Source organism: Mesorhizobium sp. dw_380, assembly GCF_018588885.1.
Lineage (GTDB): Bacteria > Pseudomonadota > Alphaproteobacteria > Rhizobiales > Rhizobiaceae > Mesorhizobium.
The window spans coordinates 15,340-39,665 of sequence record NZ_JAFFIW010000017.1; the positions used below are offsets into that span (position 1 = coordinate 15,340).

Sequence of the window (24,326 nt, forward strand, 5' to 3'; positions counted from 1 at the left end):
GGTGGGCCCTGCAGGTTAAGGCGCTGTTTCAATCCCGGTGATATCAGTGAGCTGATTAAACTTCCTTACTGCGTTCGACGCTCACCCGTGGCTTTCGGCCTGCCGGAAATGAACATCGTTCACAGCCGCACCCTAGCACATCTTGAACATTGTTCAAGCAGGAAAATGAACGGCGTTCACCGCAACGGAGAACGGGCTGATCGTCAGGCCGGCGACGCCACGGCTAAGCCTCTGGCGCTCCGCGCCCATCAACGGAGCCGTCGCCTGGTGACACCTCAGGAACACCTCAGGATAAGAGCGCTCAGTTGCCGGTTGCCGGATCTGGTCCCAGCGTCGCCACAGTCTTCAGCGCGCCATCGAGCATGTCGCCCCTCTCATCCTTCAACGCTGCCTCGCGCAGGCGGCGGATCCAGTCCGCGGCATCGTCGCGGCCCTTGAGCATGGGAAGTGCCGACAGCACCCGGTCGAATTTCGACTGGGCGCGGACGTGGGTGTCGCTGTAGCCCTTGATCAGCCTGCGGCAGTTGAGGATTTCGACGGCCAGCGCATAGTCGGCCGGCACATGGCCGAGCGCCGATGCGTACCAGCGCTCGAGATGCACGGTCTCGACCCTGTGGCGCAGCAGGCGGCGGCGCCAGCGGCGCAGGCCGCCAATGAACCAGAGCGCTGCAAAGCCGGCAAAGCTGTCCGTGCGGATGCGCCGGCCATGGTTGATGCGGCGGTCGAGGAAGGCGGCGAGTTTCGGCCGGTTCTCGATATAGCTGCCCAGCCCTGCCGGCAGCGTGCCGCAGAATTCCTCGATGCGCGGATGGAAATATTCGGTGACCTGCAGGATCGAGCCGTCCTTGACGCCTACCTCGCGGCGCACGCGTTTGTCACGCGTGGAACGCGTCTTCAGGTCCGCGACGCGGATCATGTCGTCGTAGCACATGGCGTTGGCCAGATGCTTGGCGGCGGCGATGGACAGCGCATGGGCGTGGTCGGCGCTGTCCAGCGCGACGGCCTTGTCCAGCCGGTCGAGATATTCGCGCCCATAGGCGATGTCCTGATAGTCGACCACCTTTCGCAGGCCACGGAGCGCCATGTCGCGCACCGCCAGGGGCATCAGGTCGATGCGGGCGGCGAGAACCTGCCAGCCCTGCAGCAGCTCTTGCGGGCCGCTCACCCGCCCGGCGCCCGAGGCGGATGCGACAATCGCCGGCTCCGCCGGTTTTGGCGCAGGTGCGGCCGTGCCGTGCGCGCGGTCATAGGCGGCACCGAAGGCGGCAAGGCTGGCTTTCACGCCCCGGCCGCCGGCGCCGATCGCCTGCTCGTAGCTTTCGCGCGTGAACGGCAGCGCGTCGGACCCCGCCAGCGCGCCAAGCAAGCTGGCCGAGATCATCGAGCCGTTGTCGGCGGCGATCTTTTCCATGTCGAAGGCGATGAAACGTCTGGACGCCGCTTCAGCCGTCGCATGCACCTTGGAGGACGAGGCCCGGCCATCGCCAGGCTCGATCTTTTCCGACACGGCGGCGATGCGGTGCGACGAGGCGATCAGCGTGGTGCGCTCGGGCGTGACGAAGCCACGGATGATAGCGCGGCCAGCCTCCATCAGCTCGGCGGCGATCAATATGTCGACATCGCCTTGCGAGGGCGACAGCGCGAAGACCGGCAAGCGGCCGGTGTCGCGCGCCATCTCGATATAGTAGATAGTGGCGCCGGTGCGCTGGGCGACGCCGGCGACCGAGGTCGATTGCGCGACATAGAAATTGCGCTCGGCGACGTCGGTGATCCAGTCGGCCAGCACGCCACCGCCCTGGCCGCCGACCGCCAGCACGGCGAGCTTGATGACGCGCTCGCCATCCTGGGCGTCGGGGCGGGCGCGGAATGGCGGGACAGCGTCAAGCATCGGCGAAGGTCAGGCGCCGGCTTTCGCGGCGGCGCTGCAACAGGCTGATGGTGGCGCGGCGCGCGGATTCCAGGAAACGGTCCCAGCGGCTCGGATTGTGCACGACATCGGCGCGGTAGAAAGACGGGCAAAGCACCGCCGCATCGGCGACCTCGCCGCAATTGCCGCAGCCGACGCAGTTCTGGTCGATACTTGCCACCGGATCGTCGCGCAGCGGATCGTCGAGCGACTTCACCGACAGCGACGGGCAGCCGGACAGCCGCATGCAGGCATGATCGCCGGTGCAGATGTCCTCGTCGACGCCGAACTTCGGTTTGATCACGCGCTCGCCGCCCTTGATCGCCTTGTCGACCAGCGGCTTTTCGCGGCGCTGGCGGTTCAGCATGCATTCGGACGAGGCGACGATGACCTTCGGGCCCTTCTCCTCCGTCGTCAGCGCCTCGCGCAGTGTTTCCTGCATCTTGCCGACATCATAGGTGCGGTCGACATGGCGCAGCCATTTGACGCCCATGCCTTTCACCGCCTCGGTAATTGGATGCTTCGTAGACTTGGTCTTGTTGCCCGCGCGCGACGAGAGAATGTCCTGGCCGCCTGTGGCGGCCGAGTAGAAATTATCGACGATGACGATGACGCCGTCGTTCTTGTTGAACACCGCATTGCCGATCGAGGAGGTCAGGCCATTGTGCCAGAAACCGCCATCGCCGACGAAGGAGATCGACCGGCGCTTGGCATCGGGCGAATTGAACGCCGAGGCCGAGGCCGGTCCAAGACCATAGCCCATGGTGGTGGCGCCCAATTCGAAGGGCGGCATGATCGAGAACAGATGGCAGCCGATGTCGGAGGCGATGTGATGCTTGCCGAGTTCCTGCTCGACCAGCTTTGTCGCGGCAAAGATCGGCCGCTCCGGGCAGCCGATGCAGAAGCCCGGCGGGCGGCCCGGCACGACATTGATCAGGTCCGCGGTGTCAACGCCGTCGCCAACCTTATTGGGCGCACGCACCTCGCCCGGCAGAAGATGTGGCGCCTCGGCGCGCAGAAAGGCGCCGATGCCGTCAAGCATCACCTGGCCGGTGTACTCGCCGGCCATCGGCAGATACTCCTTGCCGACCAGCCTGGTGCCGCGCCCGGCCTTGTGCAGCATCGCGGCAAAAGCCTGTTCGATGTAATTGGGCTGGCCTTCCTCGACGACCAGCACGGCCTGCTTGCCTTCGCAGAAGGACAGGAACTCGTCGTCGATCAGCGGATAGACGGCGTTGAGCACATAGAGCGGCACGTCGGTGTCGCCATAGGTGTCGGCGAGGCCGAGGCGCTGGAGCGCGCGGATGACCGAATTGTACATGCCGCCCTGCATGACGATGCCGACCGAACCGTGATCCGAGCCGAAGAATTCGTTGATCCTGTTCTTGCGGATGAAATCCACCGCTGCCGGCCAGCGCTTGGCGACCTTCTCCTTCTCATGCAGGAAGGAGGCGGGCGGTAGCACGATGCGGCCGGTGTCGCGGCGCGGAGCCTCCAGCGCATCGGCCACCGTCATGGGCGGCCGCTTGTTGTCCTTGGCGATGAAATGGCCGTGGACATGGCAGCAGCGGATGCGCACCTGCAGCATGACAGGCGTGTTGGAAATCTCGGAAAGTTCGAAGCCGTCCTCGACCGCCTTGACGATCGACGGCAGGTTCGGGCGCGGGTCGAGCAGCCAGACCTGGCTCTTCATGGCGAAGGCATGGCTGCGCTCCTGCATGATCGAGGAGCCCTCGCCATAGTCCTCGCCGACGATGATCAGCGCGCCGCCGGTGACGCCGCCGGAGGCGAGGTTGGCCAGCGCATCGGAGGCGACATTGGTGCCGACGGTCGACTTGAAGGTCGCGGCGCCACGAATGGGATAATGCACCGAGGCGGCCAGCATGGCGGTGGCGGTGGCCTCCGAGGCGCTGGCCTCGAAATGCACGCCGAGTTCGCCCAGAATATCCTGCGCATCGGCCAGCACGTCCATCAGATGACTGATCGGCGCGCCCTGATAGCCGCCGACATAGCCGACACCGCATTGCAGCAGCGCCTTGGTGATGGCGAGGATGCCCTCGCCGGCAAACTCCTCGCCGGCGCCGAGCCTGAGTTTTTCGACTTCCTTGGCAAAAGACCGTTCAGCCATCTCTGCCTCCTTCCGTTGCCGCCCATAATCGGCGGCGCGTACCTCTAGATATCGTGCTTGCGAATGTTCTTCAGCATCTTCAAAAGCGTGGCGATGAGTGCTGCATATTCAGCGTCATCGATATCGTCGAACATCGCCTCGAACGCGTCATGCATGGCCGGCCAGGCGCGGGTGAATTCGGCGCGGCCCTCGTCGGTCAGGAACACATGGCGGATGCGGCTGTCGGTGACGCCCTGTTCGCGCCGCACGAACCCTTGCCCCTCCAGCGTGTCGAGCGTGCGGCTCAAGGTCGACTGCTCGATGACGGTATAGACCGAGAGGTCGTTGACGGTGACGCCGTCGGTGACCGACAGCACGGCCAGCGTGCGCACCTGCGAAATGGTCAGGCCCTGCTTGCGGAAATCGTCACGCAAGGTGGCGTTGTAGCGGCCCATGATGCGGTTCATCAGATAGGGCGCGAATTGCTGCAGGCCGATCTGGCCGAGAGTCGAAATGCGCTGGCGCTTTTCGGCGATTTTCTGTTCCATCACAGCCTCCCCGCCAGGAGAAAGCCGGAACCGCCGCCGAGACCCGCGCCCGGATGGGTCGAGGCGCCGATATGGTAGAGGTTCTTGATGCCGGTCTGGTGGTTGCGGCTAGTCTTGAACGGCCGCCACAGGAAGGACTGGTCGATGGTGGACGAACCGCCATAAGGATCGCCGCCGACCAGATTGATGTTCATCGCTTCAAGATCGGCCGGAGAATAGGCGCGGCGCGCAATCACGCTGTCCTTGAAGCCGTCGATGTGGCTGGCGAGGATCGCTTCGGCACGGTCGGCATAGGCTTCGCGCAGCGCTTCGGTCCATTGCCCGTCAGCCGGCGCCGGCAGCTTGCCAGCGGCGTCGCCCTTGATATGCCGGGGCGCCTCGGGCAGTTGCAGCCACAGGATCGCCTTGCCTTCAGGGCAACGCGACGGATCGAGCGCGTGCGGCTGGCCGACGCAGATGGTCGGAACCTCCGGCAGCATGCCGCGCGCCGCCTCGTTGCAGGCTTTCGAGACACCGTCGAGCCCCGGCGTCAGATGCAGCAGCGCCACCTTGTCGAGCCCTTCGCCCCGCCATGCCGGCGGCTTGTTCAGCGCATAATGGATCTGGAAATTGCCTTTGCCGTAGCGGTATTTCCGCGTCGCCTCGGCATCCGCCTTGGGAGCATCCGTGCCGAGCAGCCGGCCGTAAAGCTGCGTCGGCGTGACGGAGCAGATGACGCTCTTCGCGGCATGGACCATTTCGCCGGAGGACAGCCGCACACCGGTGGCGCGGCCATCGGCCAGGATGATCGAGGCAACGTCCGATTCGGTGGAGATGACGCCGCCGCGCTCGGTGATCAGCGCCTCGAACGCCGAAAGCAGGTTCTTCGCCCCGCCCTTGACGATCGGCGCGCCGGCCGCTTCCAGCGCGAAGGCGATCACCTTGGCGATCTGGCCGGAGAAGGCGTCCTCGGGTCCAAGTCCGGCATGCAGCACCCAGGGCGCCCACAGCGCCCGGATGGTTTCGGACTGGTAGGTGCTTTCCAACCAGCTGCGCGCCGGCACCAAAGCTTGGCCAAGAAAGGCGCCAAGGCCGCGCGGGCCACGCCGCCAGGCGTCGCCGGCCAGCAGCTTCGCCGTCGGATAGGACCACAGGTTGCCGCCGAGCAGGCCGAAGAGCAGGCCGGCATTGCGTTCGATGCTGCCGACATCCTCCGCGTGGTGGTCGCCGTCGCCAGCAGCGATCGCATTGAAGGCCGCGACATTGGCCGCGCGATCGGTGCTGAGCACGGCATGGCTGCCGTCCGGGCGCAACACCCCTGTCGGCGTCGCCGTGTGGCAGAACTCCAGCCCGTGCCGGGCGAGGTCGGCGCCCAATGCCGCGAAGGCCGGCGAGGTGATGAACAGCACGAAGGTCGTCGCCATCACATCATGGATAAAGCCGGGCGCGGTGATCTCCTCGGTGCGCATGCAGCCGCCGATGCGGTCGTTGCGCTCCAGCACGAGCACCTTTGCTCCCTTGCCGCCCAGCATCGCCGCGCAGACCAGCGCGTTGATGCCGCTGCCGACGATGATGTGATCGGGCGCTTTCATCGGCACGTGTTCCCCAACAAAAGGAGGTGCGCTTCAACTGTGCAGCGTCGCGTTCCTTGGCGCCCCCCTCTGTCCTGCCGGACATCTCCCCCTCTTGGGGGGAGATTGGCTGTCATCGCGGTCTTCGCCAACCTCCAATGTCGCAGGAATGAGCGGGGCGCTGAAGCTGGCAATCTCCCCCCAAGAGGGGGAGATGTCCGGCAGGACAGAGGGGGGCGCTGAAGAGTGGCGGCGTTGCAAGCCTGCCACCACCCCCCACCTGTCACCAACGCATTGCCTTCACGCATGATCTTCTCCCGAAGACCCACCTCATCCTACTGCTTCGGAACCAGCGCCAGCGCGCGGATCGGGCTGCCGGTGCCGTGCTCGATCTTCAGCGGTGCGGCGATCAGGATCGCGCCCTTGGGCGGTAGCTGGTCGAGGTTGCAAAGACTGGCCAGCCCGTAACGGTTGGCCTTGTGCATCAGCGTGTGCGCCGGGAATGGCGGCTCCATGCCGCCGGCCTTGCCGGCATCGGTGCCGATCGTCTCTGAGCCCCAGCCCTTGATGTTCTTGCTGATCAGGAACTGGATGGCTTCGGCCGTCGGGCCGGGCGTATGCGGGCCTGTCTCGTTGGCGTTGAGGAATTCGGCTTCCGAGCCGTTGCGCTTGTACCAGTCGGTGCGCATCACCACCCATTCGCCGGCATTGATCGCGCCATGCTTGGCTTCCCATGCCTTGATGTGGTCGACGGTGAGTAGGAAATCGTGGTCGGCGGCGGCTTCCTTCGAGCAGTCGATGACATTGACCGGACCGACGAAGTTCTGCACCGGAATGGTGTCCGTGGCGCCGTCGGCATAATCCTTGCCGCTGATCCAATGCTGCGGCGCATCGAAATGCGTGCCCGAATGCTCGCCGAGCTTCAGCCAGTTCCACGCCCACCATGGGCCGTTCTTGTCATAGCGGGAGATCGAATGGATCTCGACCTTCGGCGTGTCGACGGCAAGCTCCGGCGGCAGCTTGATCAGCGGTGTGTCGGGTCCGAGCGGCGCCGACAGGTCGACCACCTTGATGGCGCCTGAAAGCAGCTGGCCGGCGACTTCGCCGAGGAGTGTTTGCGTGTCCATGGTCTGTGTTCCCTCTTTTCTGACATGATCAAGGCTCGTCTCGGCCCTTAATATCCTACTAGACGAAAACATATGCATCTGCAATTATCTTTAAGCATAAAGGAAATGGGAACGGGGCGTGAGCGAGTTCGACGCCATCTTTGTCGGGGCGGGCCACAACAGTCTGGCATGCGCCGCGCATCTGGCGCTCAAAGGCTGGAAAACCGGGATTTTCGAGCGCAGTGCAACAATCGGCGGCGCCGTCCAGACCCGCGAGTTCACCCTTCCCGGCTTCCGGCACGATTTCGGCGCGATGAATCTGAGCCTGTTTGCCGGCTCCGCCTTCCACCGGAAATATGCAAATGAATTGAAAGCACAGGGCCTGGAGTTCGCGCCGGTCACCGACTGTTTTGCCAGCGCCTTTCCGGACGGACGCTGGTTCGGCGTCAGCAACGATCTGGAAATGACCGCAGCGCGCATGGCCGCTTTCTCCACCGCCGATGCCGCGACATGGCGCGGGCTGGTTGCCGCCTTTCCGGCGGAGGCCGAGCATCTGTTCCGGCTGCTGGGCTCGCCGATGAGCGCCCGCGCGCTTGCCGGCATCGCGTGGACCCTATGGCGCAAGAAGGGCATTGCCGGCGCGCTCGACACCGGCCGTCTGCTGCTTTCTTCACCCCGCGCGTGGCTGGAGGAAAACTTCGTGTCGCCTCATGTGCGGGCAACGCTCGCCACCTGGGGCATGCATCTCGACTTCGCCCCCGACATCGCTGGCGGTGCCGTGTTCCCCTATCTGGAATCGATGGCCAACCAGAGCTTCGGCATGGTGCTGGGCAAGGGCGGCGCCGACACCATCATCCGGGCGCTGTCCGGCATGGTGAAGGCTGCCGGCGGCACGATCGCCACCGGCGCCGAGGTGGCCGAGATCACGGTTTCCGCCGGCAAGGCGACCGGCGTGCGGCTCGCTTCGGGTGAGAGGCATACCGCCACCAAAGCGGTCATCGCCGGCGTCGCGCCGAAGGAGCTAACCGGCAAGCTGCTGCCCAATGGGTCCGGCGACGCCGGCTTCGACACGGCGATGCGGAAATTCCGCCATGCGCCCGGCACGATGATGATCCATCTGGCGCTGGACGATTTGCCGGACTGGCGCGCGGGATCAGAACTTCGGCAATTCGCCTATGTGCATCTGTCGCCGTCGCTAGACGCCATGTCGCGCACTTATCAGCAAGCGATCGCGGGCATGCTGCCGGACGAACCTGTGTTGGTGGTTGGCCAGCCGACCGCGATCGATCCGTCGCGGGCGCCTGAAGGCAAGCACGTTCTGTGGGTGCAGGTGCGCATGCTGCCAGCGGAAATCCTTGGCGATGCCGCCGGCAAGATCGCGCCCGCACATTGGGATCAGGTCAAGGAGGCGTACGCCGACCGGGTGCTCGACATCATCGAGACCTACGCGCCCGGCCTGCGAAACAAGATTCTGGGCCGGGCGGTGTTTTCGCCCATCGATCTCGAACGCGAGAACCCGAACCTCGTCGGCGGCGACCAGGTCTGCGGCAGCCACCATCTGGCGCAGAACTTTTTGTTCCGCCCGGCACGCGGCCATGCCGGATGGAACACACCGGTGGCCAATCTGCATCTCACGGGTGCCGCGACGTGGCCGGGCGCCGGCACCGGTGCGGCTTCGGGCTTCATGCTCGCGCAACAGCTTGGCGGGAGGTAGGAGCCGAAGATTTTATGGAGGCGACGAGAGGCAAGGCGCTGCTGCCCACGAAGCCTGAACCAATGAACTGACACTGCCGCGCAAAGACAAGAACCAACAAGGGGAACGACCATGACAATCAACAGACGCGAATTGCTGGGATACGGTGCCGCGGCACTTGGGGCGGCCGCTATCGGCCTGCCACGGAGCGCCAAGGCTGCCGGCGAACTGACCATCGCCTACAATGTCAACCTGCCCTCCTGGGATCCGACCACCGGACCGTCAGCCGTCAATCCGACCATCCAGGGCCTTTACCAGTCGGTGTTCGACCAGTTCATCCCGCAGAAGCCGGACCTGTCCTTTGCGCCCGGCCTGCTCACCGAATGGGGCTGGAACGACGACCGCACCAAGGTGATGATGACGGTGCGCGAGGGCGTGAAATGGCATGACGGCTCGCCGTTCACGCCCGAGGACGTCGTCTGGTCGCTGCAGCGGGCGGGCGACGAAAAGACCGGCAACCCGATCCAGTTCGTCTGGAAGAACGTCAACAACTTCAAGATCGACGGCAACAAGATCACGGGCGACGTGGTCCAGTTCGACCCGGTCTATTTCAAATGGATGTCGTTCCTGACCGGCTATATCCTGCCGAAAGCCTATTACGAGAAGGTCGGCGCCGAAGGTTTCGAGAAGGCGCCGATCGGTACTGGCCCCTACATGGTCGAGAAGTTCGAGCGCAACGCCTTCCTGCGGCTGAGGGCCAACCCGAATTACTGGGGCGGCAAGCCGGCTTTCGAGAATGTCACGATCAAGTTCGTCACCGATGCCGCGAGCCGCGTCGCCGAGATCGAGTCCGGCTCCTCGCAGGTGACGCTCGAAATCCCCTACGAGGAATATGACCGGCTGATCGCCAAGGACGGACTTGCCGGCTCGTGCAAGAACGTCTCCGACATTGGCATGATCTTCTTCAACAACAAGGACGCCATGCTGGACAAGAATGTCCGCCAGGCCGCCGTCATGGCGGTGGACAAGCAACTTCTGGTCAAGCGCTTGCTGCGCGGCTACGGCCAGCCGATCGATACGCTGGAAACGCCGGAATATGCGGCCTTCGACCCGTCGATCAAGGTCGAGCACAATACGGAAAAGGCGAAGGAATTGCTGGCCGCTTCCGGCTATTCGCCGAAGAAGCCGGCCAAGATCACCATCCAGACCACCAAGGGCTTCAAGCCCAAGGACTACGAGATGGTGCAGGCGATCGTCGGCATGTGGCGCAAGGTCGGCATCGAGGCGACGATCGAAGTCTACGAGATCGCCAAGCACTATGAACTGCGTGCAGCCCACAAGCTGGCACCGGCCGCCTTCTACAACTGGGGTAATGCGATTGGTGATCCGACCACGTCGACCGGCTTCGCCATGTTCGGGCCTTCCCCGCATTCGTCGTGGAAGACCGACGATCTCGATGCCAAGATCGGTCCGCTCTGGGGCGAAAAAGACGAGGCCAAGCGCATCGCCGGCTGGAAGGCGGTCGACAAATACATCGCCGAGCAGGCTTATGTGCTGCCGCTGCTGCAGTTCGCCCAGCCGATCGTGCATGCCAAGGGCGTCAAGGTGGTGCAGCATATTTCCGGCGCGCTGCTGCCGGCACTGATGACCCCGGCCTGATATCGGCCTGGAATTGCCGCGCGCCGTCGTCGTCAATGACGGCGCGCATTTTCCATTGGGCATTCGGGGCTACGGGCTCCTGCAAAGAATTACATGCTCCTGCAACGATTCCTGATCCGTCTGCTGACGATGCTGATCACGCTGTTCGGCGTGGCCGTCGTCGTCTTCGTCGTGATCCGCGTCGCGCCCGGCGATCCGATCGCCATGATGCTGCCGCCCGGTGCGACGGACGCCGACATTGCCCGGCTGCGGGCGCTCTACGGGCTCGACAAGACCATCGTGCAGCAATTCTTCATCTGGCTGTCCGGCGTGGTCAGGGGCGATTTCGGCACCTCGATTTCGCTCAGGCAGGACGTGCTCGGCCTCGTCTTCAACCGGCTGCCGGCAACGCTGGAACTCGCCATCGTCGCGCTTGTCATGGCGGTTTTGCTCGGCGGCACGACGGCGATCCTCGGCGCGCGCGAACGCGGCACGGCGGTCGAGGCCGGCATCGACATCGCCAGCGGCGCGGCACTTTCCATTCCCGATTTCCTGTGGGGCCTGGTGCTGATCCTACTGTTCGGCGTGCTGGTGCCGATCTTCGACATTTCCGGCCGCGTGTCGCCGCAGCTCGACCTGCCCTTCGTCACGCAGTTCTATTTCTTCGAGAGCTTGCTGCGGCTGCGCCTCGACCTGACATGGGACCTTCTGAAGCACATGCTGATGCCGGCCGTGGCCTTGGCGCTGCCGCTGGCGGCGATCATCTCGCAGCTGCTGAAACAGTCGCTCAAGGAAGTGCTCGACCTCGACTATGTCGTGCTGGCGCGGGTGAAGGGATTTTCGGAAACGCAGGTCATCCTGCGCGAGGCGCTCAAGAACGCCGCTTTGCCGACGCTGACGCTGGTCGGCGTGCAGTTCACCTTCCTCATCGGCGGCACCGTGATCGTCGAGCGGCTGTTTTCCTATGAGGGCCTCGGAAACATGGCGATCGACGCGGTCATCAATCGCGACCTGCCACTGATCCAGGGCATCGTGCTGGTCTTCGCGCTGCTGTTCGTGCTGATCAACCTCGCCGTCGACATGATGTATGCGCTGCTCAATCCGAGGCTGCGCCATGGATAAGGGTCATGCTTCGAGACATGGCGTGTCGCCCCGCTTGTGGCTTGCGGGCGGCTGGCTGCTGCTCGCGCTGCTGGCGGCGATCTTCGCACCGCTGGTGGCGCCGCAGGATCCGCTGGCGCAGGATTTGATGCTGGAGCGGCTGCCGCCCTTCTGGCTCGATGGCGCCGAGCCCGGCTATTGGCTGGGCACGGATAGCCTGGGCCGAGATCTTTTGTCCCGCCTGATCTTCGGCGGACGCATCGCCTTCATCGTCGCCTTCGCGGCGGCCATCGCCGCCTGCCTGGTCGGGTCGACGCTTGGGCTGATCGCTGGCTATTTCGGCGGCTGGGCGGACCGCATCATCTCGCGCGTCGTCGATGTCTGGATGGCGTTCCCGCCGGTGCTGTTCGCCATCCTGCTGGTCGCCGTGCTCGGCACGGGCTTGAGCTCCGTCATCCTCGCAATCGCGATCATCGACTGGACGCGCTTTTGCCGGGTGATCCGCGCCGAGGCGATGGGTCAGTCACGCATGGACTATGTCGAGAACGCCCGCATCGCCGGCTATGGCCGCATCGGCATCATGCTGCGCGAGGTGCTGCCCAATGTGGTGCCCTCGATCGTGGCGCTGCTATCGCTGGAGATGGGCATCGCCGTCATCGTCGAGGCGATCCTGTCCTTCGTCAATCTGTCGATCTCGACCGACGATCCGACCTGGGGCAGCATCATCGCCGAGGGCCGGCTGTCGATCCATCAGGCCTGGTGGGTGCTGGTGTTTCCGCTGATCACGCTGATCCTGACCGTGTTGTCGTTCAGCCAGTTCGGCGAAGCGCTGAAGGCACGCTTCGATCCGGTGCTGCGATGAGCGCTTGCCTCGACATCGCCAATCTGAGCGCCGTGTTGCCGAACGGCCAGCGGGTGCTGCGCTCGGTGTCGCTTGCCGTGCAGCCCGGCGAGGTGCGTGCGCTGGTCGGCGAGAGTGGCGCCGGCAAGACGATGATCGGCAAGGCGGTGCTCGGTGTCCTGCCCCTGAGCGTGCGCATCGTCGAAGGCGACATGCTGCTCGAAGGCGAAGACCTCGGCAAGCTTGAGCCCAAGGCGCGGCGCACGCTGATCGGTGCCCGCACGGCGCTGATCCCGCAGGATCCGCTGACCGCGCTCAACCCGTCGCGCCGCATTGGCCCGCAGATGACCGATCGGCTGGTGCGCATTCTCGGCTGGAGCGGGGAGAGGGCCGATAGCCGTATCCGGCAATTGCTGGACGAGGTGCAGATCCGCGATCCCGACCGCGTGCTGAAAAGCTATCCGCACGAGCTGTCCGGCGGCATGCGGCAACGCGTGCTGATCGCCGCCGCGTTTGCCGCCGAGCCCCGGCTGATTGTCGCCGACGAGCCGACCACGGCGCTCGACGTCACTGTGCAGAAGCAGATCCTGCGGCTGATCGCTACGTTGCAGCGAGAACATGGCACGGCGATCCTGTTCGTCACCCACGATCTCGGCGTCGTCGCCAAGATCAGCCAGAAGGTGTCGGTGCTCTATGCCGGCAAGGTGGTGGAAGAGGCCGACACAGCGGCTCTGTTCGCGGCACCACAGCATCCCTATACGCGGGCATTGATGGCCGCCACGCCACGCTACACCGACCCTTTCGCCTCGCTGAAGCCGGTGGACGAGGCGGTGCTGGCCGGACTTGCTTCGGAGATCGCCGAGACCGACCAGGCCTGGAGACGACCCCATGGCTGAACCGCTGCTTTCCGTGCGCGGGCTCAAGGTCGCGCTGCCCGACATGACGCGCAAGCCGCTGATCGGCCGCGCGCCATTGGCCGAGATTTTGAAAGGGCTGGATTTCGATTTGCCGAGGGGATCGGTGACCGGGATCGTCGGCGAATCCGGTTCGGGAAAATCGACGCTCGGCCGCGCTTTGGTGCGGCTGCTGGAACCAAGCGCCGGCAGCATCAGCTTCGAGGGGCGCGATATCACGCATCTGCCGGATAAAGAGCTGCGGCCGCTACGCCGTCATCTGCAGATGATCTTCCAGGATCCGATGTCGTCGCTCAACCCGCGCCGCACCATTGCCAGCATCATCGCCGCGCCGCTCAAGCAGAACGGCCTCGGTGACAACCTCAGGGATCGCGTCGCAGAGGCGTTGAAGCGCGTCGGCCTGCCGCAGAGCTTCGCAAGCCGCTACCGGCACGAATTGTCGGGCGGCCAGCGCCAGCGCGTCGGCATTGCGCGCGCACTGGCGCTGTCGCCGAAATTCGTGCTGGCCGACGAGATCGTCTCCGGTCTGGATGTGTCGACCCAAGCACAAATCCTGACGTTGCTGGAGAAGCTTGCGGCGGAGATGGGCCTGACCGTCGCCTTCATCAGCCACGATCTGTCGGTGATCCGACGGCTGTGCCGGCAAGTGATCGTCATGCGCGAGGGCGTGATCGTCGAAGCCAGCGCCACCGACGCCTTGTTCGACAAGCCCCAGCAGGCCTACACGCGCGACCTGATCGCAGCCATTCCGCTGCCCGAAATCGATGCGGGCTGGCTGGACATCCCGTCCGCCGGCAAGGCCCCGACATGAATGCATACGCACGCCGAAAAGCGGGCTTCGAACGTGCGACCGCAAATGACCCAGGTCCCGTCAATGGAGAGGACTGACATGAAGACGATACTCCGAAATGCAACACTCGCGGCTGCACTGCTAGGCAGCGTCGACATCGCCACCGCCAGCTCGATTCCCGGCATGCGCGGGCACGACCACACTGGCATCACGGTTCCCGACATGAAACAGGCGGTCGACTTCTTCACCGAAGTGGTCGGCTGCAAGAAGGCGATGTCGTTCGGCCCGTTCGCCGACGACAAGGGCACATTCATGCAGGATCTTCTGGGTGTCAATCCGAAGGCTGTCATCGAGCAGGTCACCATGGTTCGCTGCGGCTATGGATCGAACGTCGAACTGTTCAAATACACCGCGCCCGACCAGAAGGACCTGACGCCGAAGAACAGCGACATTGGCGGCTTCCACATCGCTTTCTATGTCGATGATGTCGCCGTGGCGAAAGCCTATCTCGAGGCCAAGGGCGTCAAGACCAGGATGGGGCCATTGCCGGTCAAGGAAGGACCCGCCGCCGGCCAGACCATTCTCTATTTCCAGGCGCCCTGGGGACTGCAGCTGGAAGCGATCAGCTATCCCACGGGCATGGCCTATGAGAAGGGTGCCGAGACTGTTCTCTGGAGCCCGAAGGACCCGGACAAGTGACTCTGGACGCGCGCTTGCGGAACGACACGCAAGCGCGCCGCCTGATGTTCCATGATGATTTCGACATAAAACTTTAAGCTTGAAATATCTTGCCTCCGGCGCGATACTCGAAGACGCAGCAAGCGAAGAGGAGATCGCACACATGAAGGTTGCGGTTCTCGGCGGCGGACCAGCCGGCCTCTACTTTGCCATTTCGATGAAGCTCAGGGACGCCGCGCACGATGTGACGGTGTTCGAGCGCAACCGGGCCGACGACACGTTCGGCTGGGGCGTCGTGCTGTCGGCCGAGACACTCGAAAACCTCGCCAAGAATGATCCGGTCAGCGCCGTCTGGATCAAGAAGCATTTCGCCTACTGGGACGACATCGCCGTCATCCATGACGGCGTGCGCACGGTCTCGTCAGGCCACGGTTTCTGCGGCATAGGCCGCAAGCGGCTCTTGATCCTGCTGCAGCGCCGCGCGCGCGAACTCGGCGTCAAGCTGATGTTCGAGACCGATATCGCCGACCCCAAGCCCTACATGGAGACGCATGATTTGGTCGTCGCCGCCGACGGCCTGAACTCCAGGGCGCGCAACAGCTTCGTCGATATCTTCAAGCCCGACATCGACACCCGCAAATGCAAGTTCGTCTGGCTCGGCACCAAGCAGAAATTCGACGACGCCTTCACCTTCATCTTCGAAAAGACCGAGCATGGCTGGGTGTGGGCGCACGCCTACCAGTTCGACAGCGACACCGCGACCTTTATCGTCGAGTGCAGCGAACAGACTTGGGCTGCCTTCGGCTTCGGCGCGATGACGCAGCAGGAATCGATCGCCATCTGCGAACGCATCTTCGCAAAACATCTTGGCGGCCATTCGCTGATGACCAATGCCAACCACATCCGTGGCTCCGCCTGGATCAATTTCCCGCGCGTTCTGTGCGAGCGCTGGTCATACAAGAACCTGGCGCTGATGGGCGACGCGGCGGCATCGGCGCATTTCTCGATCGGCTCCGGCACCAAGCTCGCACTCGAAAGCGCCGTGGCGCTGGCCGACTATGTCGAAACCGAGCCGGACCTCGACGCCGCCTTCCGCAAATATGAGGATGCCCGCCGCACCGAGGTGCTGAAGCTGCAATCGGCGGCGCGCAATTCGCTCGAATGGTTCGAGGAGGTCGAGCGCTATCTCGGTCTCGACCCGGTGCAGTTCAACTACTCGCTGCTGACCCGCTCGCAGCGCATCAGCCACGAGAATCTGCGGCTGCGCGATGCCGAATGGCTTGAAAGCGCGGAAGAGTGGTTCCAGCGCCAGGCCGGCGCAGGCGCCAACAGACTGCGCCGGGCGCCGATGTTCGCGCCGTTCAAGCTGCGCGACATGCGGCTCAACAACCGCGTCGTCGTCTCGCCGATGGCGCAGTACAAGGCCGTCGACGGTTGCCCGACCGACTGGCATTTCACCCATTATGCAGAGCGGGCTAAGGGCGGCGCCGGGCTCATCTATATCGAGATGACCTGCGTCAGTCCGGAGGGGCGCATCACACCCGGCTGTCCCGGCTTCTACGCGCCCGAACATGAGGTGGCGTGGAAGCGGCTGGTCGATTTCGTCCACGCCGAGACCGAGGCGAAGATCTGCGCCCAGATCGGCCATTCCGGCGCCAAGGGTTCGACCCGCGTCGGCTGGGAGGGCACCGACGTGCCGCTGGCCTCGGGCAACTGGCCGGTCATGGCGGCCTCGGCGGTCGCATGGTCGCCTGAGAACCAGGTGCCGAAGGCGATGGATCGCGCCGACATGGCCCGGGTGCGCAATGAATTCGTGGCCTCTGCCGAGATGGCCGACCGCTGCGGCTTCGACATGCTTGAGATCCATGCCGCGCATGGCTATCTCCTGTCGTCCTTCATCACGCCGGTCACCAACCGGCGCACGGACGCTTATGGCGGTTCGCTGGAAAACCGAATGCGCTATCCCCTCGAAATCTTCCGCGCGGTGCGCACCGCCTGGCCGGCGGAGAAGCCGATCTCGATGCGTATTTCGGCCAATGATTGGGTCGGCATCGAGGGTGTCACGCCCGCTGACGCGGTCGAGATCGCGCGGCTGCTGCACGAAGTCGGTGTCGATATCTGCGACGTCTCGGCAGGGCAGACTTCGGTGCTGGCAAAGCCGGTCTATGGCCGCATGTTCCAGACGCCGTTTTCCGACCGCATCCGCAACGAGGTCGGCATGGCGACGATGGCGGTCGGCAACATCTACGAGCCGGACCATGTCAATTCGATCCTGATGGCCGGCCGCGCCGATCTCGTGGCGCTGGCCCGGCCGCATCTGGCCGACCCCTACTGGACGCTGCATGCGGCGGTGACGCTCGGCGATCGTGGCGTCAAATGGCCCGATCCCTATCTGCCCGGACGCGACCAGCTCTACCGGCTGGCCGAGCGCGATGCGGCCGCGGGGCTGAAAGTATGATTGTTTTTCGTTTGCCACGTCAGCGCTGTACCCCCGCCCCTAGCCCCTCCCCACAAGGGGGAGGGGGACCAAGTCGCAATTGGCTCTGCCGGAACGGCAGAAGTTTGCAATGGATGGGTGCTGCCGTCGCCTTCTCCCTCCCCCTTGTGGGGAGGGTTTGGGGTGGGGGTACCTGGCGCCAGGTTTCGAGGATACGCGAATGACCCCCGGCAAGCACGCCCTCGTCACCGGCGGCGGCTCCGGTGTCGGCCGGGCCATAGCGCTGGCACTGGCCGATGCTGGTGTTGACGTCACCATATGCGGCCGGCGCGAAACAGCGCTTGTCGAAGTTGTGGAGCAAAGCGACCGTATATTCGGCATTGTGGCAGACGTGACGGATGAGGCGGCGATGGCCTCGCTTTACGAGACGGCGGAGGCTGCGCGCGGGCCCTTCGATATTGTCATCGCCAATGCAGGCATGGCCGGCAGCACGCCGGCGCACAAGACCACGCTGGCCGACTGGCAGCGGACGCTCGACGTCAACCTGACCGGCGCGTTTCTGACCGTGAAACCAGCACTGGCCGGAATGGCCGCGCGCAAGGCGGGGCGGATCGTGTTCATTGCCTCCACGGCTGGATTGAAAGGCTACGCCTATGTCGCGCCTTACGTCGCGGCCAAACATGGTGTCGTAGGCCTGATGCGGGCGCTGGCCGCCGAGACGGCGAAATCCGGCGTCACCGTCAATGCGGTGTGCCCAGGCTTTGTCGAGACTGACATGCTGGATGAGTCTATCCAGCGCATCGTCGAAAAGACCGGCCGCTCGGCCGGCGAGGCGCGGGCAAGCCTCGCCTCGACCAATCCGCAAGGCCGCTTCATCCAGCCGCAAGAGGTCGCTGCCGCCGTGCTGTGGCTGTGCGGCGACGCCGCGCAATCGATCACCGGACAGACGATTTCCATCTCGGGAGGCGAAACATGGTAGCCGGCCCCCTGCCCGCGCCGTCAGGACCCGGCAAGGACCGCTTGCGCCTGTGGATCAGGCTGCTGCGTGCCTCGCGCACGATCGAAGCGGAACTGCGCGAGCGCCTGAAGAAGGACTTCAACACGACGCTGCCGCGCTTCGATGTGATGGCAGCACTCTATCGCGCGCCGGAAGGCATGCTGATGAGCGATCTGTCGCGCTTCCTGCTGGTGTCCAACGGCAATGTCACCGGCATTGTCGACCGGCTGGTTTCGGAAGGTCTGGTGGCGCGCGCGCGCCGCAATGGCGACCGCCGCACCTCGATGGTGCGGCTGACGGACGAAGGCACCAAATCTTTTGCCGTCATCGCCGCCGCGCATGAGAGCTGGATCGGAGAATTGCTGGGCAAAGTCAGCGAGGATGACGCGCGCCGGCTGACCGGCATGCTGACCTCGTTCCGCAGCAACTGGGAGGGACGCGAATGACCGGGATGGCCAGGCTGAAGCCGAAGCATTTCCTATGGGAGGTCGAAGGCCGGATCGCGAAGGTCCGGCTCGACCGGCCGGAGCGCAAGAACCCGCTGACCTTCGACAGCTATGCCGAGTTGCGCGACACATTCCGCGACCTCGTCTATGCCGACGATGTCGACGCTGTGGTGTTCCTCTCCAATGGCGGCAATTTCTGCTCCGGCGGCGATGTTCACGACATCATCGGCCCGCTGGTCAAGATGGATATGAAGCAGCTCCTGGCCTTCACCCGCATGACCGGCGATTTCGTCAAGGCGATGCTGAATTGCGGCAAGCCGATCATTGCCGCGGTCGACGGCGTCGCGGTCGGCGCCGGTGCCATCATCGCCATGAGTTCCGATATCCGCATCGCCACGCCCGAAGCCAAGACCGCCTTCATGTTCACCCGCGTCGGCCTTGCCGGCTGCGACATGGGCGCCTGCGCGATCCTGCCGCGCATCATCGGCCAGGGCCGCGCCGCCGAACTGCTCTATACCGGGCGCACGATGACGGCCGCTGAGGGCGAACGCTGGGGTTTCTACAACAGGCTGGTCGATGCGGCATCGCTCGAGGCTGACGCGCTCGACATGGCGGTATGCATCGTCTCCGGACCGACCTTCGCGCACGGCATCACCAAGACGCAGCTCAACCAGGAATGGTCGATGGGGCTCGACCAGGCGATCGAGGCGGAAGCGCAGGCGCAGGCGATCTGCATGCAGACGGGCGATTTCGAGCGCGCCTACAAGGCATTCGTGGCTAAGGAAAAGCCGGTTTTCGAGGGGAATTGAGGATGAGCGGTTTGATGGAGACGTTGGCGGGACAGCGCCCCCCTCTGTCCTGCCGGACATCTCCCCCTCAAGGGGGGAGATTGGCAGCGTCAGCGTCGGTGCCGTTCCTGCAACGTTGGAGATTGACGAAAGCGTGCGCGACAGCCGATCTCCCCCCTAGAGGGGGAGATGTCCGGCAGGACAGAGGGGGGCGCCGTAGAGCGCAAGGTCTCACTAGCGGAGCCACCCATGCCTGATCGTTCCTTCCTCAACTGGCCTTTCTTCGAAGACCGTCATCGCGAACTGGCCGAACGCCTGGAAGCATGGTGCATAAAAAACCTGCCGGTCGATCACCACGACGTCGATGCCGCCTGCCGCGAGCTGGTGCAAAAACTCGGCCGGGACGGCTGGCTGAAGCCGACGGCGCTCGACACCGACAATCCTGGCCCACTCGACGTGCGCACTTTATGCATCACGCGCGAGACACTTGCGCGGCATGATGGGCTGGCGGATTTCGCCTTCGCCATGCAGGGGCTCGGCACTGGCGCACTCAGCCTGTTCGGCACGCCGGAGCAGCAGCAATGGCTGGCAAAGACGCGCGCCGGAAAGGCGATTTCGGCCTTTGCCCTGTCGGAACCGCGCTCCGGCTCGGATGTCGCCAACACCGAGATGACCGCAACCCGCGACGGCGACAGTTATATTCTCGCGGGTGAGAAGACGTGGATCTCCAATGGCGGCATCGCCGATCTCTATATCGTCTTTGCCCGCACCGGCGAGGCGCCTGGCGCGAAGGGGCTTTCGGCTTTCCTCGTGCCTGGCAACGCCAAGGGCCTTGCCATTGCCGAACGTCTCGAAGTGATCGCGCCGCATCCGTTGGCACGGCTGTCGTTCGACCAGGTCCGCCTGCCCGCATCTGCCCTGATCGGCAAGCCCGGTGACGGCTTCCGCATCGCCATGTCGGTGCTCGACGTGTTCCGCTCGACCGTCGGGGCGGCCGCGCTCGGCTTTGCCCGCCGCGCGTTGGATGAAAGTATCAAGCGGGTGGCCGAACGAAAACTGTTCGGCGCACCGATGGCCGAGCTGCAGATGGTGCAGGGCCATGTCGCCGACATGGCGCTCGACGTCGATGCGGCGGCGCTTCTCGTCTACCGCGCCGCCTGGACCAAGGATATGGGCGCGGCGCGGGTGACGCGCGAGGCGGCGATGGCCAAGCTGTTTGCCACCGACAAGGCGCAGGAGGTGATCGACAAGGCCGTGCAGCTGCATGGTGGCGACGGCGTCCGCAAAGGCCACATCGTCGAAAGCCTGTATCGCGAGATCCGTGCACTGCGCATTTACGAGGGTGCATCCGACGTGCAGAAGGTGGTAATCGCGCGGCAGGTGATGGGCGCGGCCTGACGGCAAGACATTGACGGGCATTCGATTTCGAGAATTGGTTTTTGGAAATGCCGGGAGGCTTGAAATGCACGAGATTCTGCAGCCGGAAGGCTGGGCCAAACCGGTCGGCTACGCCAATGGCGTCGCGGCGCGTGGGCGGCTCATCTTCGTCGGCGGACAGGTCGGCTGGAACGGACAGTGCCAGTTCGAAACCGACGACTTTGTCGGCCAGGTACGGCAAACGCTCGAAAACATCGTGGCGGTGCTGGCCGAGGCGGGCGCCAAGCCGCAGCACATCACCGCGATGACCTGGTATTTCACCGACAAGGCCGAATACCTGGCCAACCTCAGGGGCATCGGCGAAGCCTATCGCGAGGTGATCGGCCGGCATTTCCCAGCGATGGCCGCCATGCAGGTGATGGCGCTGGTAGAGGACCGCGCCAAGGTGGAGATTCAGGCCACAGCGGTTATCCCGGAATAACCTGCTACCATTCCGAAATGAACCGCATGCTTTGGCTATTGGCTAAAACGGCCATCGCTTCGTCATCCTGGGGCGAAGCAAGGAGCGAAGCGATGCGGCGCAGACCCCAGGATCCATGCCGCGACTTCAGAGCGCTGCCCACGGCGTAGAATTCTGCTCCGTTTCGCCCCTCGGCTAGGCCACGGCATGGATCCTCGGGTCTCCGCGACGTCGCTTCGCTCCTGCTCCGCCCGTGGATGACGAAGTTGGGAAGGCTTCGGTCAACCACTACTCGCGAAGCCCACCCTGCCTCAGCAGCGGCAGCACGTGATCGCAGAAATAGGGCAGCTCCTGCGTGTAGTTGACGAAAGACAGAGCGATGCCCTGATAGCCATGTCCGGCAATGGCGGCCATGTCGGCGGCGATCGTTTCGGGGGTTCCAATCAGCGGATAGGTGCCGGCGCCGCCGGCGAAGCGCTGCCGGTAGCGATCGTAGGCGTGCTGGTCGTGCGACTGGGAGAATTCCTTCTTGCCGGCCATATGGGCATCGACCGCGTCGTGATCGGCCAGATCGACGGCATAGCTGTTGTAATAGGCCTGCGCCTCTTCCATCGTCGGGCGGCAGACGACATGCGCGACCGTGTAGACGCCGACATTGCGGCCGACCTTGTCGGCCCGCTCGCTGATATCGGCGACATGCTTGCCAGCGTCAGACATTTCCGAAAAGGTCGTGAACAGATAGTCGCATCTGGCGGCGGCGAAATCGCGGCCAGGTCCGCCGAACGCGGCGTTCATGGTCACCGGGCGCGGAACCTGGAGGCTGGCCGGCCGGCTGACCGCCTCCTTCAGGCGATAGTAGGTGCCCTCATAGTCGAGCGGCTCAGAGAAGGCATAGAGCTTTTCGAGGATTTCGATCCATTCGGCAGCCTGGTCGTAGCCTTTCTCGACCAGCGGCGTGCCGAACATGCCGAATTCCTTCGGGTTCCAGCCGCAGACGATATTGAGGCCGGCGCGGCCCTGGCTGATGTGGTCGACCGTCGCCAGCGCCTTGGCGGCATAGAGCGGATGCACGAGCGGCACATGCACGGTCATGAACAGGCCGATCCGTTCGGTGGCCACGGCAAGCGCCGCTGCCCAGGTGAAGGTCTCGAACGACCATTCGCGCACCTTGTTGCGGCCGCCAAAGCCGCGCCAGCGGGCGATCGGCAGCATAAATTCCAGCCCGGCGCGGTCGGCGATTTGCGCCGCCGTCACATTGTCCTGCCAGCTTGCAGTCCACCGTTCCGGCACATCTGACATGGCCAAGCCGCCATCCGCGTTGGTCGAGAAGACACCGAGCTTCAGTTTGTTGGAGCCGTGCAGGGGATGCGCTTTGATCATTTTGGGAACTCGCGGCGGAAGGGCCCACACGCTAGGCCCGCGCCAAAATATTTCAAGCCTGAAATAGCTTCGCCTCGCCGCCGATTGCGGATATGAAATTGGGCCAGACGAAAGGGGATGAACATGAGCGAGTTCCCCCAGAAATGCATCGGCAAGACGAACCTTGTCGGTTCCTTCGCCGCCATCGGGGCGAGTTTCTTCGTGCTGGCCAGCGACACGATGTTTCTTGGCGCCGGCACTGCGGCCAACTACGCCGCCGCACGCGCCGAACTGGCGTGAGACGAACGCAGCCAGGCAAATACGTATCGGTGACGCAACAGGCCGGGCAAACTTTTTAAGCTTAAAACTTTCGCCTTGAAAAGCGCCTCACTTTGGATAGCATTCAAAGTCGATGGGCGGCAGCGGTGTCGAAGCCGGCCAGTCCATCGTGGTGTTCCGGGTGGGAGGGGTTCCAGTCCTTGTCGTTTCTACCGCCCCAGTTATCATCGAGCGCGCGCTATGCTTTCGGCGTGCGCGCCAGACCCGTGATCCGCATACAAAGACTATCGCCAATCGCGCGCGCATGGTCGCCGCCATGAATTGACGCCCCGCTGGGAGGTGGGACGGCAAGAAACCGTGCGGGGAAATCCCGCCCGATCAACAACCAGAGGGGACACCCCAGAGGGACCACCAATGAAGCTCACCCGTCGCAACCTCATGCTTCTCGCAGCCGCCATTGGTATCGCCGGCGGCCCTGCCACGGCCTACGCCGCCGACGTGCTCAATGTCGGCGCCTACCCGACCAATCCGCCTTTCGAATACAAGAACGAGAGCGGCACCTTTGAAGGTTTTGAAGTCGACATCGTCAACGAAGCGGCCAAGCGCGCCGGCATGACCACCGACATCGCCGACCTCGGCTTCCAGGCGCTGTTCGCCGCCACGACGTCGAAGCGCATCGATGTGGCGATTTCGTCGATCACCATCACGCCGGAGCGGTTGAAGTCGCAGTCCTTTAGCCAGCCCTATTATGATTCCGACATGGGCATCGCGACCAAGACCGACAGCGCGATCGCCACCGAGGCCGATCTCAAGGGCAAGATCGTCGGCGTGCTGTCGGGCTCGACCGGTGAGACCTGGGTCAAGGGGCACCAGGAGGCCGACGGCTTCAGCGACGTGAAGGGCTATGACACGCAGCAGAACCTTTTGCTCGACCTCAGCGCCGGCCGCGTCGATGCCGCCGTCAGCGACATTCCGGGCATGCAGTACTCCTTCACCAAGATGAAGGACCTGGCGGTCAAGCAGCGCATCAAGACCGGCGAACAGTACGGCCTGATGATGACCAAGGATCACCCGCTGCTCGGCAAGCTGAACGACGCGCTGACCGCGATGAAGAAGGACGGCACGCTGGCCGCGATCCACAAGAAGTGGTTCGGCAGCGATGCCCCGGCCGATTCCTCGACGGTGAAGGAAATGCCGCTGCCGAAGGCCTGAGCGGCAATGCATTGACATCGTGCCGGCTTTCACGCCGGCACGATTCATTTCGCGCTCCGGCACCGGCTTCCGCAGACCGTCCCGCTGTCGGGCAAGGCC

At 64.1% G+C, this 24,326-nt stretch carries 21 protein-coding genes; 15 read left to right on the top strand and 6 right to left on the bottom strand.

The features are described from left to right. Positions 1–301 precede the first annotated feature (301 nt). The 5 genes from JT360_RS17795 to JT360_RS17815 all read right to left on the bottom strand — a co-directional run bounded on the left by JT360_RS17795 (position 302) and on the right by JT360_RS17815 (position 7,238). Positions 302–1,888, bottom strand: a complete 1,587-nt coding sequence (locus JT360_RS17795) for an indolepyruvate oxidoreductase subunit beta family protein (protein WP_214473001.1) — start codon at positions 1,886–1,888, stop codon at positions 302–304. Further along, the gene (locus JT360_RS17800; protein WP_214473002.1) at positions 1,881–4,034 is read right to left on the bottom strand and encodes a thiamine pyrophosphate-dependent enzyme; all 2,154 of its coding nucleotides are present in this window, start codon (positions 4,032–4,034) and stop codon (positions 1,881–1,883) included. The genes JT360_RS17795 and JT360_RS17800 overlap by 8 nt, the downstream gene beginning before the upstream one ends. 44 nt (positions 4,035–4,078) lie before the next feature. Beyond that, a complete protein-coding gene (locus tag JT360_RS17805; RefSeq protein WP_214473004.1) occupies positions 4,079–4,561 on the bottom strand; it encodes a MarR family winged helix-turn-helix transcriptional regulator in 483 nt (160 codons plus the stop codon). After that, positions 4,561–6,132, bottom strand: coding sequence for a phytoene desaturase family protein (locus JT360_RS17810; protein WP_214473006.1), 1,572 nt, complete (start codon positions 6,130–6,132; stop codon positions 4,561–4,563). Before JT360_RS17810 ends, JT360_RS17805 begins: the two co-directional genes overlap by 1 nt. Before the next feature lie 314 nt (positions 6,133–6,446). Beyond that, on the bottom strand, positions 6,447–7,238 hold the full coding sequence (locus JT360_RS17815; RefSeq protein ID WP_214473008.1) for a cyclase family protein: 792 nt from the start codon (positions 7,236–7,238) through the stop codon (positions 6,447–6,449). Between the two features lie 118 nt (positions 7,239–7,356). Between JT360_RS17815 and JT360_RS17820 the strand changes: the two genes are divergently transcribed. The 13 genes from JT360_RS17820 to JT360_RS17880 all read left to right on the top strand — a co-directional run bounded on the left by JT360_RS17820 (position 7,357) and on the right by JT360_RS17880 (position 21,398). Next, on the top strand, positions 7,357–8,931 hold the full coding sequence (locus JT360_RS17820; protein ID WP_214473011.1) for a phytoene desaturase family protein: 1,575 nt from the start codon (positions 7,357–7,359) through the stop codon (positions 8,929–8,931). Positions 8,932–9,042: 111 nt separating this feature from the next. Then, positions 9,043–10,569 carry an ABC transporter substrate-binding protein gene (locus JT360_RS17825; RefSeq protein ID WP_214473012.1) on the top strand — a complete coding sequence of 509 codons (1,527 nt, stop codon included), beginning with the start codon at positions 9,043–9,045 and terminating at the stop codon, positions 10,567–10,569. Positions 10,570–10,662: 93 nt separating this feature from the next. After that, positions 10,663–11,670, top strand: a complete 1,008-nt coding sequence (locus JT360_RS17830) for an ABC transporter permease (protein WP_214473014.1) — start codon at positions 10,663–10,665, stop codon at positions 11,668–11,670. Then, positions 11,663–12,511, top strand: a complete 849-nt coding sequence (locus JT360_RS17835) for an ABC transporter permease (protein WP_502845472.1) — start codon at positions 11,663–11,665, stop codon at positions 12,509–12,511. The genes JT360_RS17830 and JT360_RS17835 overlap by 8 nt, the downstream gene beginning before the upstream one ends. Continuing rightward, positions 12,508–13,386, top strand: a complete 879-nt coding sequence (locus JT360_RS17840) for an ABC transporter ATP-binding protein (RefSeq protein WP_214473017.1) — start codon at positions 12,508–12,510, stop codon at positions 13,384–13,386. The genes JT360_RS17835 and JT360_RS17840 overlap by 4 nt, the downstream gene beginning before the upstream one ends. Further along, positions 13,379–14,215, top strand: coding sequence for an ATP-binding cassette domain-containing protein (locus tag JT360_RS17845; RefSeq protein WP_214473022.1), 837 nt, complete (start codon positions 13,379–13,381; stop codon positions 14,213–14,215). The genes JT360_RS17840 and JT360_RS17845 overlap by 8 nt, the downstream gene beginning before the upstream one ends. Before the next feature lie 78 nt (positions 14,216–14,293). After that, the gene (locus JT360_RS17850) at positions 14,294–14,893 is read left to right on the top strand and encodes a VOC family protein (protein ID WP_214473024.1); all 600 of its coding nucleotides are present in this window, start codon (positions 14,294–14,296) and stop codon (positions 14,891–14,893) included. A 142-nt stretch (positions 14,894–15,035) separates the two neighbouring features. Continuing rightward, complete coding sequence (locus JT360_RS17855) at positions 15,036–17,330, top strand: bifunctional salicylyl-CoA 5-hydroxylase/oxidoreductase (RefSeq protein ID WP_214473025.1); 2,295 nt, start codon at positions 15,036–15,038, stop codon at positions 17,328–17,330. Positions 17,331–17,529: 199 nt separating this feature from the next. After that, the gene (locus JT360_RS17860) at positions 17,530–18,288 is read left to right on the top strand and encodes an SDR family NAD(P)-dependent oxidoreductase (RefSeq protein ID WP_214473027.1); all 759 of its coding nucleotides are present in this window, start codon (positions 17,530–17,532) and stop codon (positions 18,286–18,288) included. Continuing rightward, positions 18,282–18,752, top strand: a complete 471-nt coding sequence (locus tag JT360_RS17865) for a MarR family winged helix-turn-helix transcriptional regulator (RefSeq protein ID WP_214473035.1) — start codon at positions 18,282–18,284, stop codon at positions 18,750–18,752. Before JT360_RS17860 ends, JT360_RS17865 begins: the two co-directional genes overlap by 7 nt. Then, entirely contained in the window at positions 18,749–19,561 is an 813-nt protein-coding gene (locus JT360_RS17870) for an enoyl-CoA hydratase family protein (protein ID WP_214473036.1), read from the top strand. Before JT360_RS17865 ends, JT360_RS17870 begins: the two co-directional genes overlap by 4 nt. A gap of 228 nt (positions 19,562–19,789) precedes the next feature. Beyond that, on the top strand, positions 19,790–20,938 hold the full coding sequence (locus JT360_RS17875; RefSeq protein ID WP_214473037.1) for an acyl-CoA dehydrogenase family protein: 1,149 nt from the start codon (positions 19,790–19,792) through the stop codon (positions 20,936–20,938). Between the two features lie 64 nt (positions 20,939–21,002). Continuing rightward, on the top strand, positions 21,003–21,398 hold the full coding sequence (locus JT360_RS17880) for a RidA family protein (RefSeq protein ID WP_214473039.1): 396 nt from the start codon (positions 21,003–21,005) through the stop codon (positions 21,396–21,398). Positions 21,399–21,665: 267 nt separating this feature from the next. Here the strand turns inward: JT360_RS17880 and JT360_RS17885 are convergent, their stop codons facing one another. Further along, entirely contained in the window at positions 21,666–22,757 is a 1,092-nt protein-coding gene (locus JT360_RS17885; protein ID WP_214473041.1) for an LLM class flavin-dependent oxidoreductase, read from the bottom strand. A 123-nt stretch (positions 22,758–22,880) separates the two neighbouring features. On the opposite strand from JT360_RS17885, the gene JT360_RS17890 reads away from it, so the two are divergent. Next, positions 22,881–23,036, top strand: coding sequence for a hypothetical protein (locus JT360_RS17890; protein ID WP_250888883.1), 156 nt, complete (start codon positions 22,881–22,883; stop codon positions 23,034–23,036). Between the two features lie 393 nt (positions 23,037–23,429). After that, the gene (locus JT360_RS17895; protein WP_214473042.1) at positions 23,430–24,227 is read left to right on the top strand and encodes an ABC transporter substrate-binding protein; all 798 of its coding nucleotides are present in this window, start codon (positions 23,430–23,432) and stop codon (positions 24,225–24,227) included. The last annotated feature ends 99 nt before the right edge of the window (positions 24,228–24,326 follow it).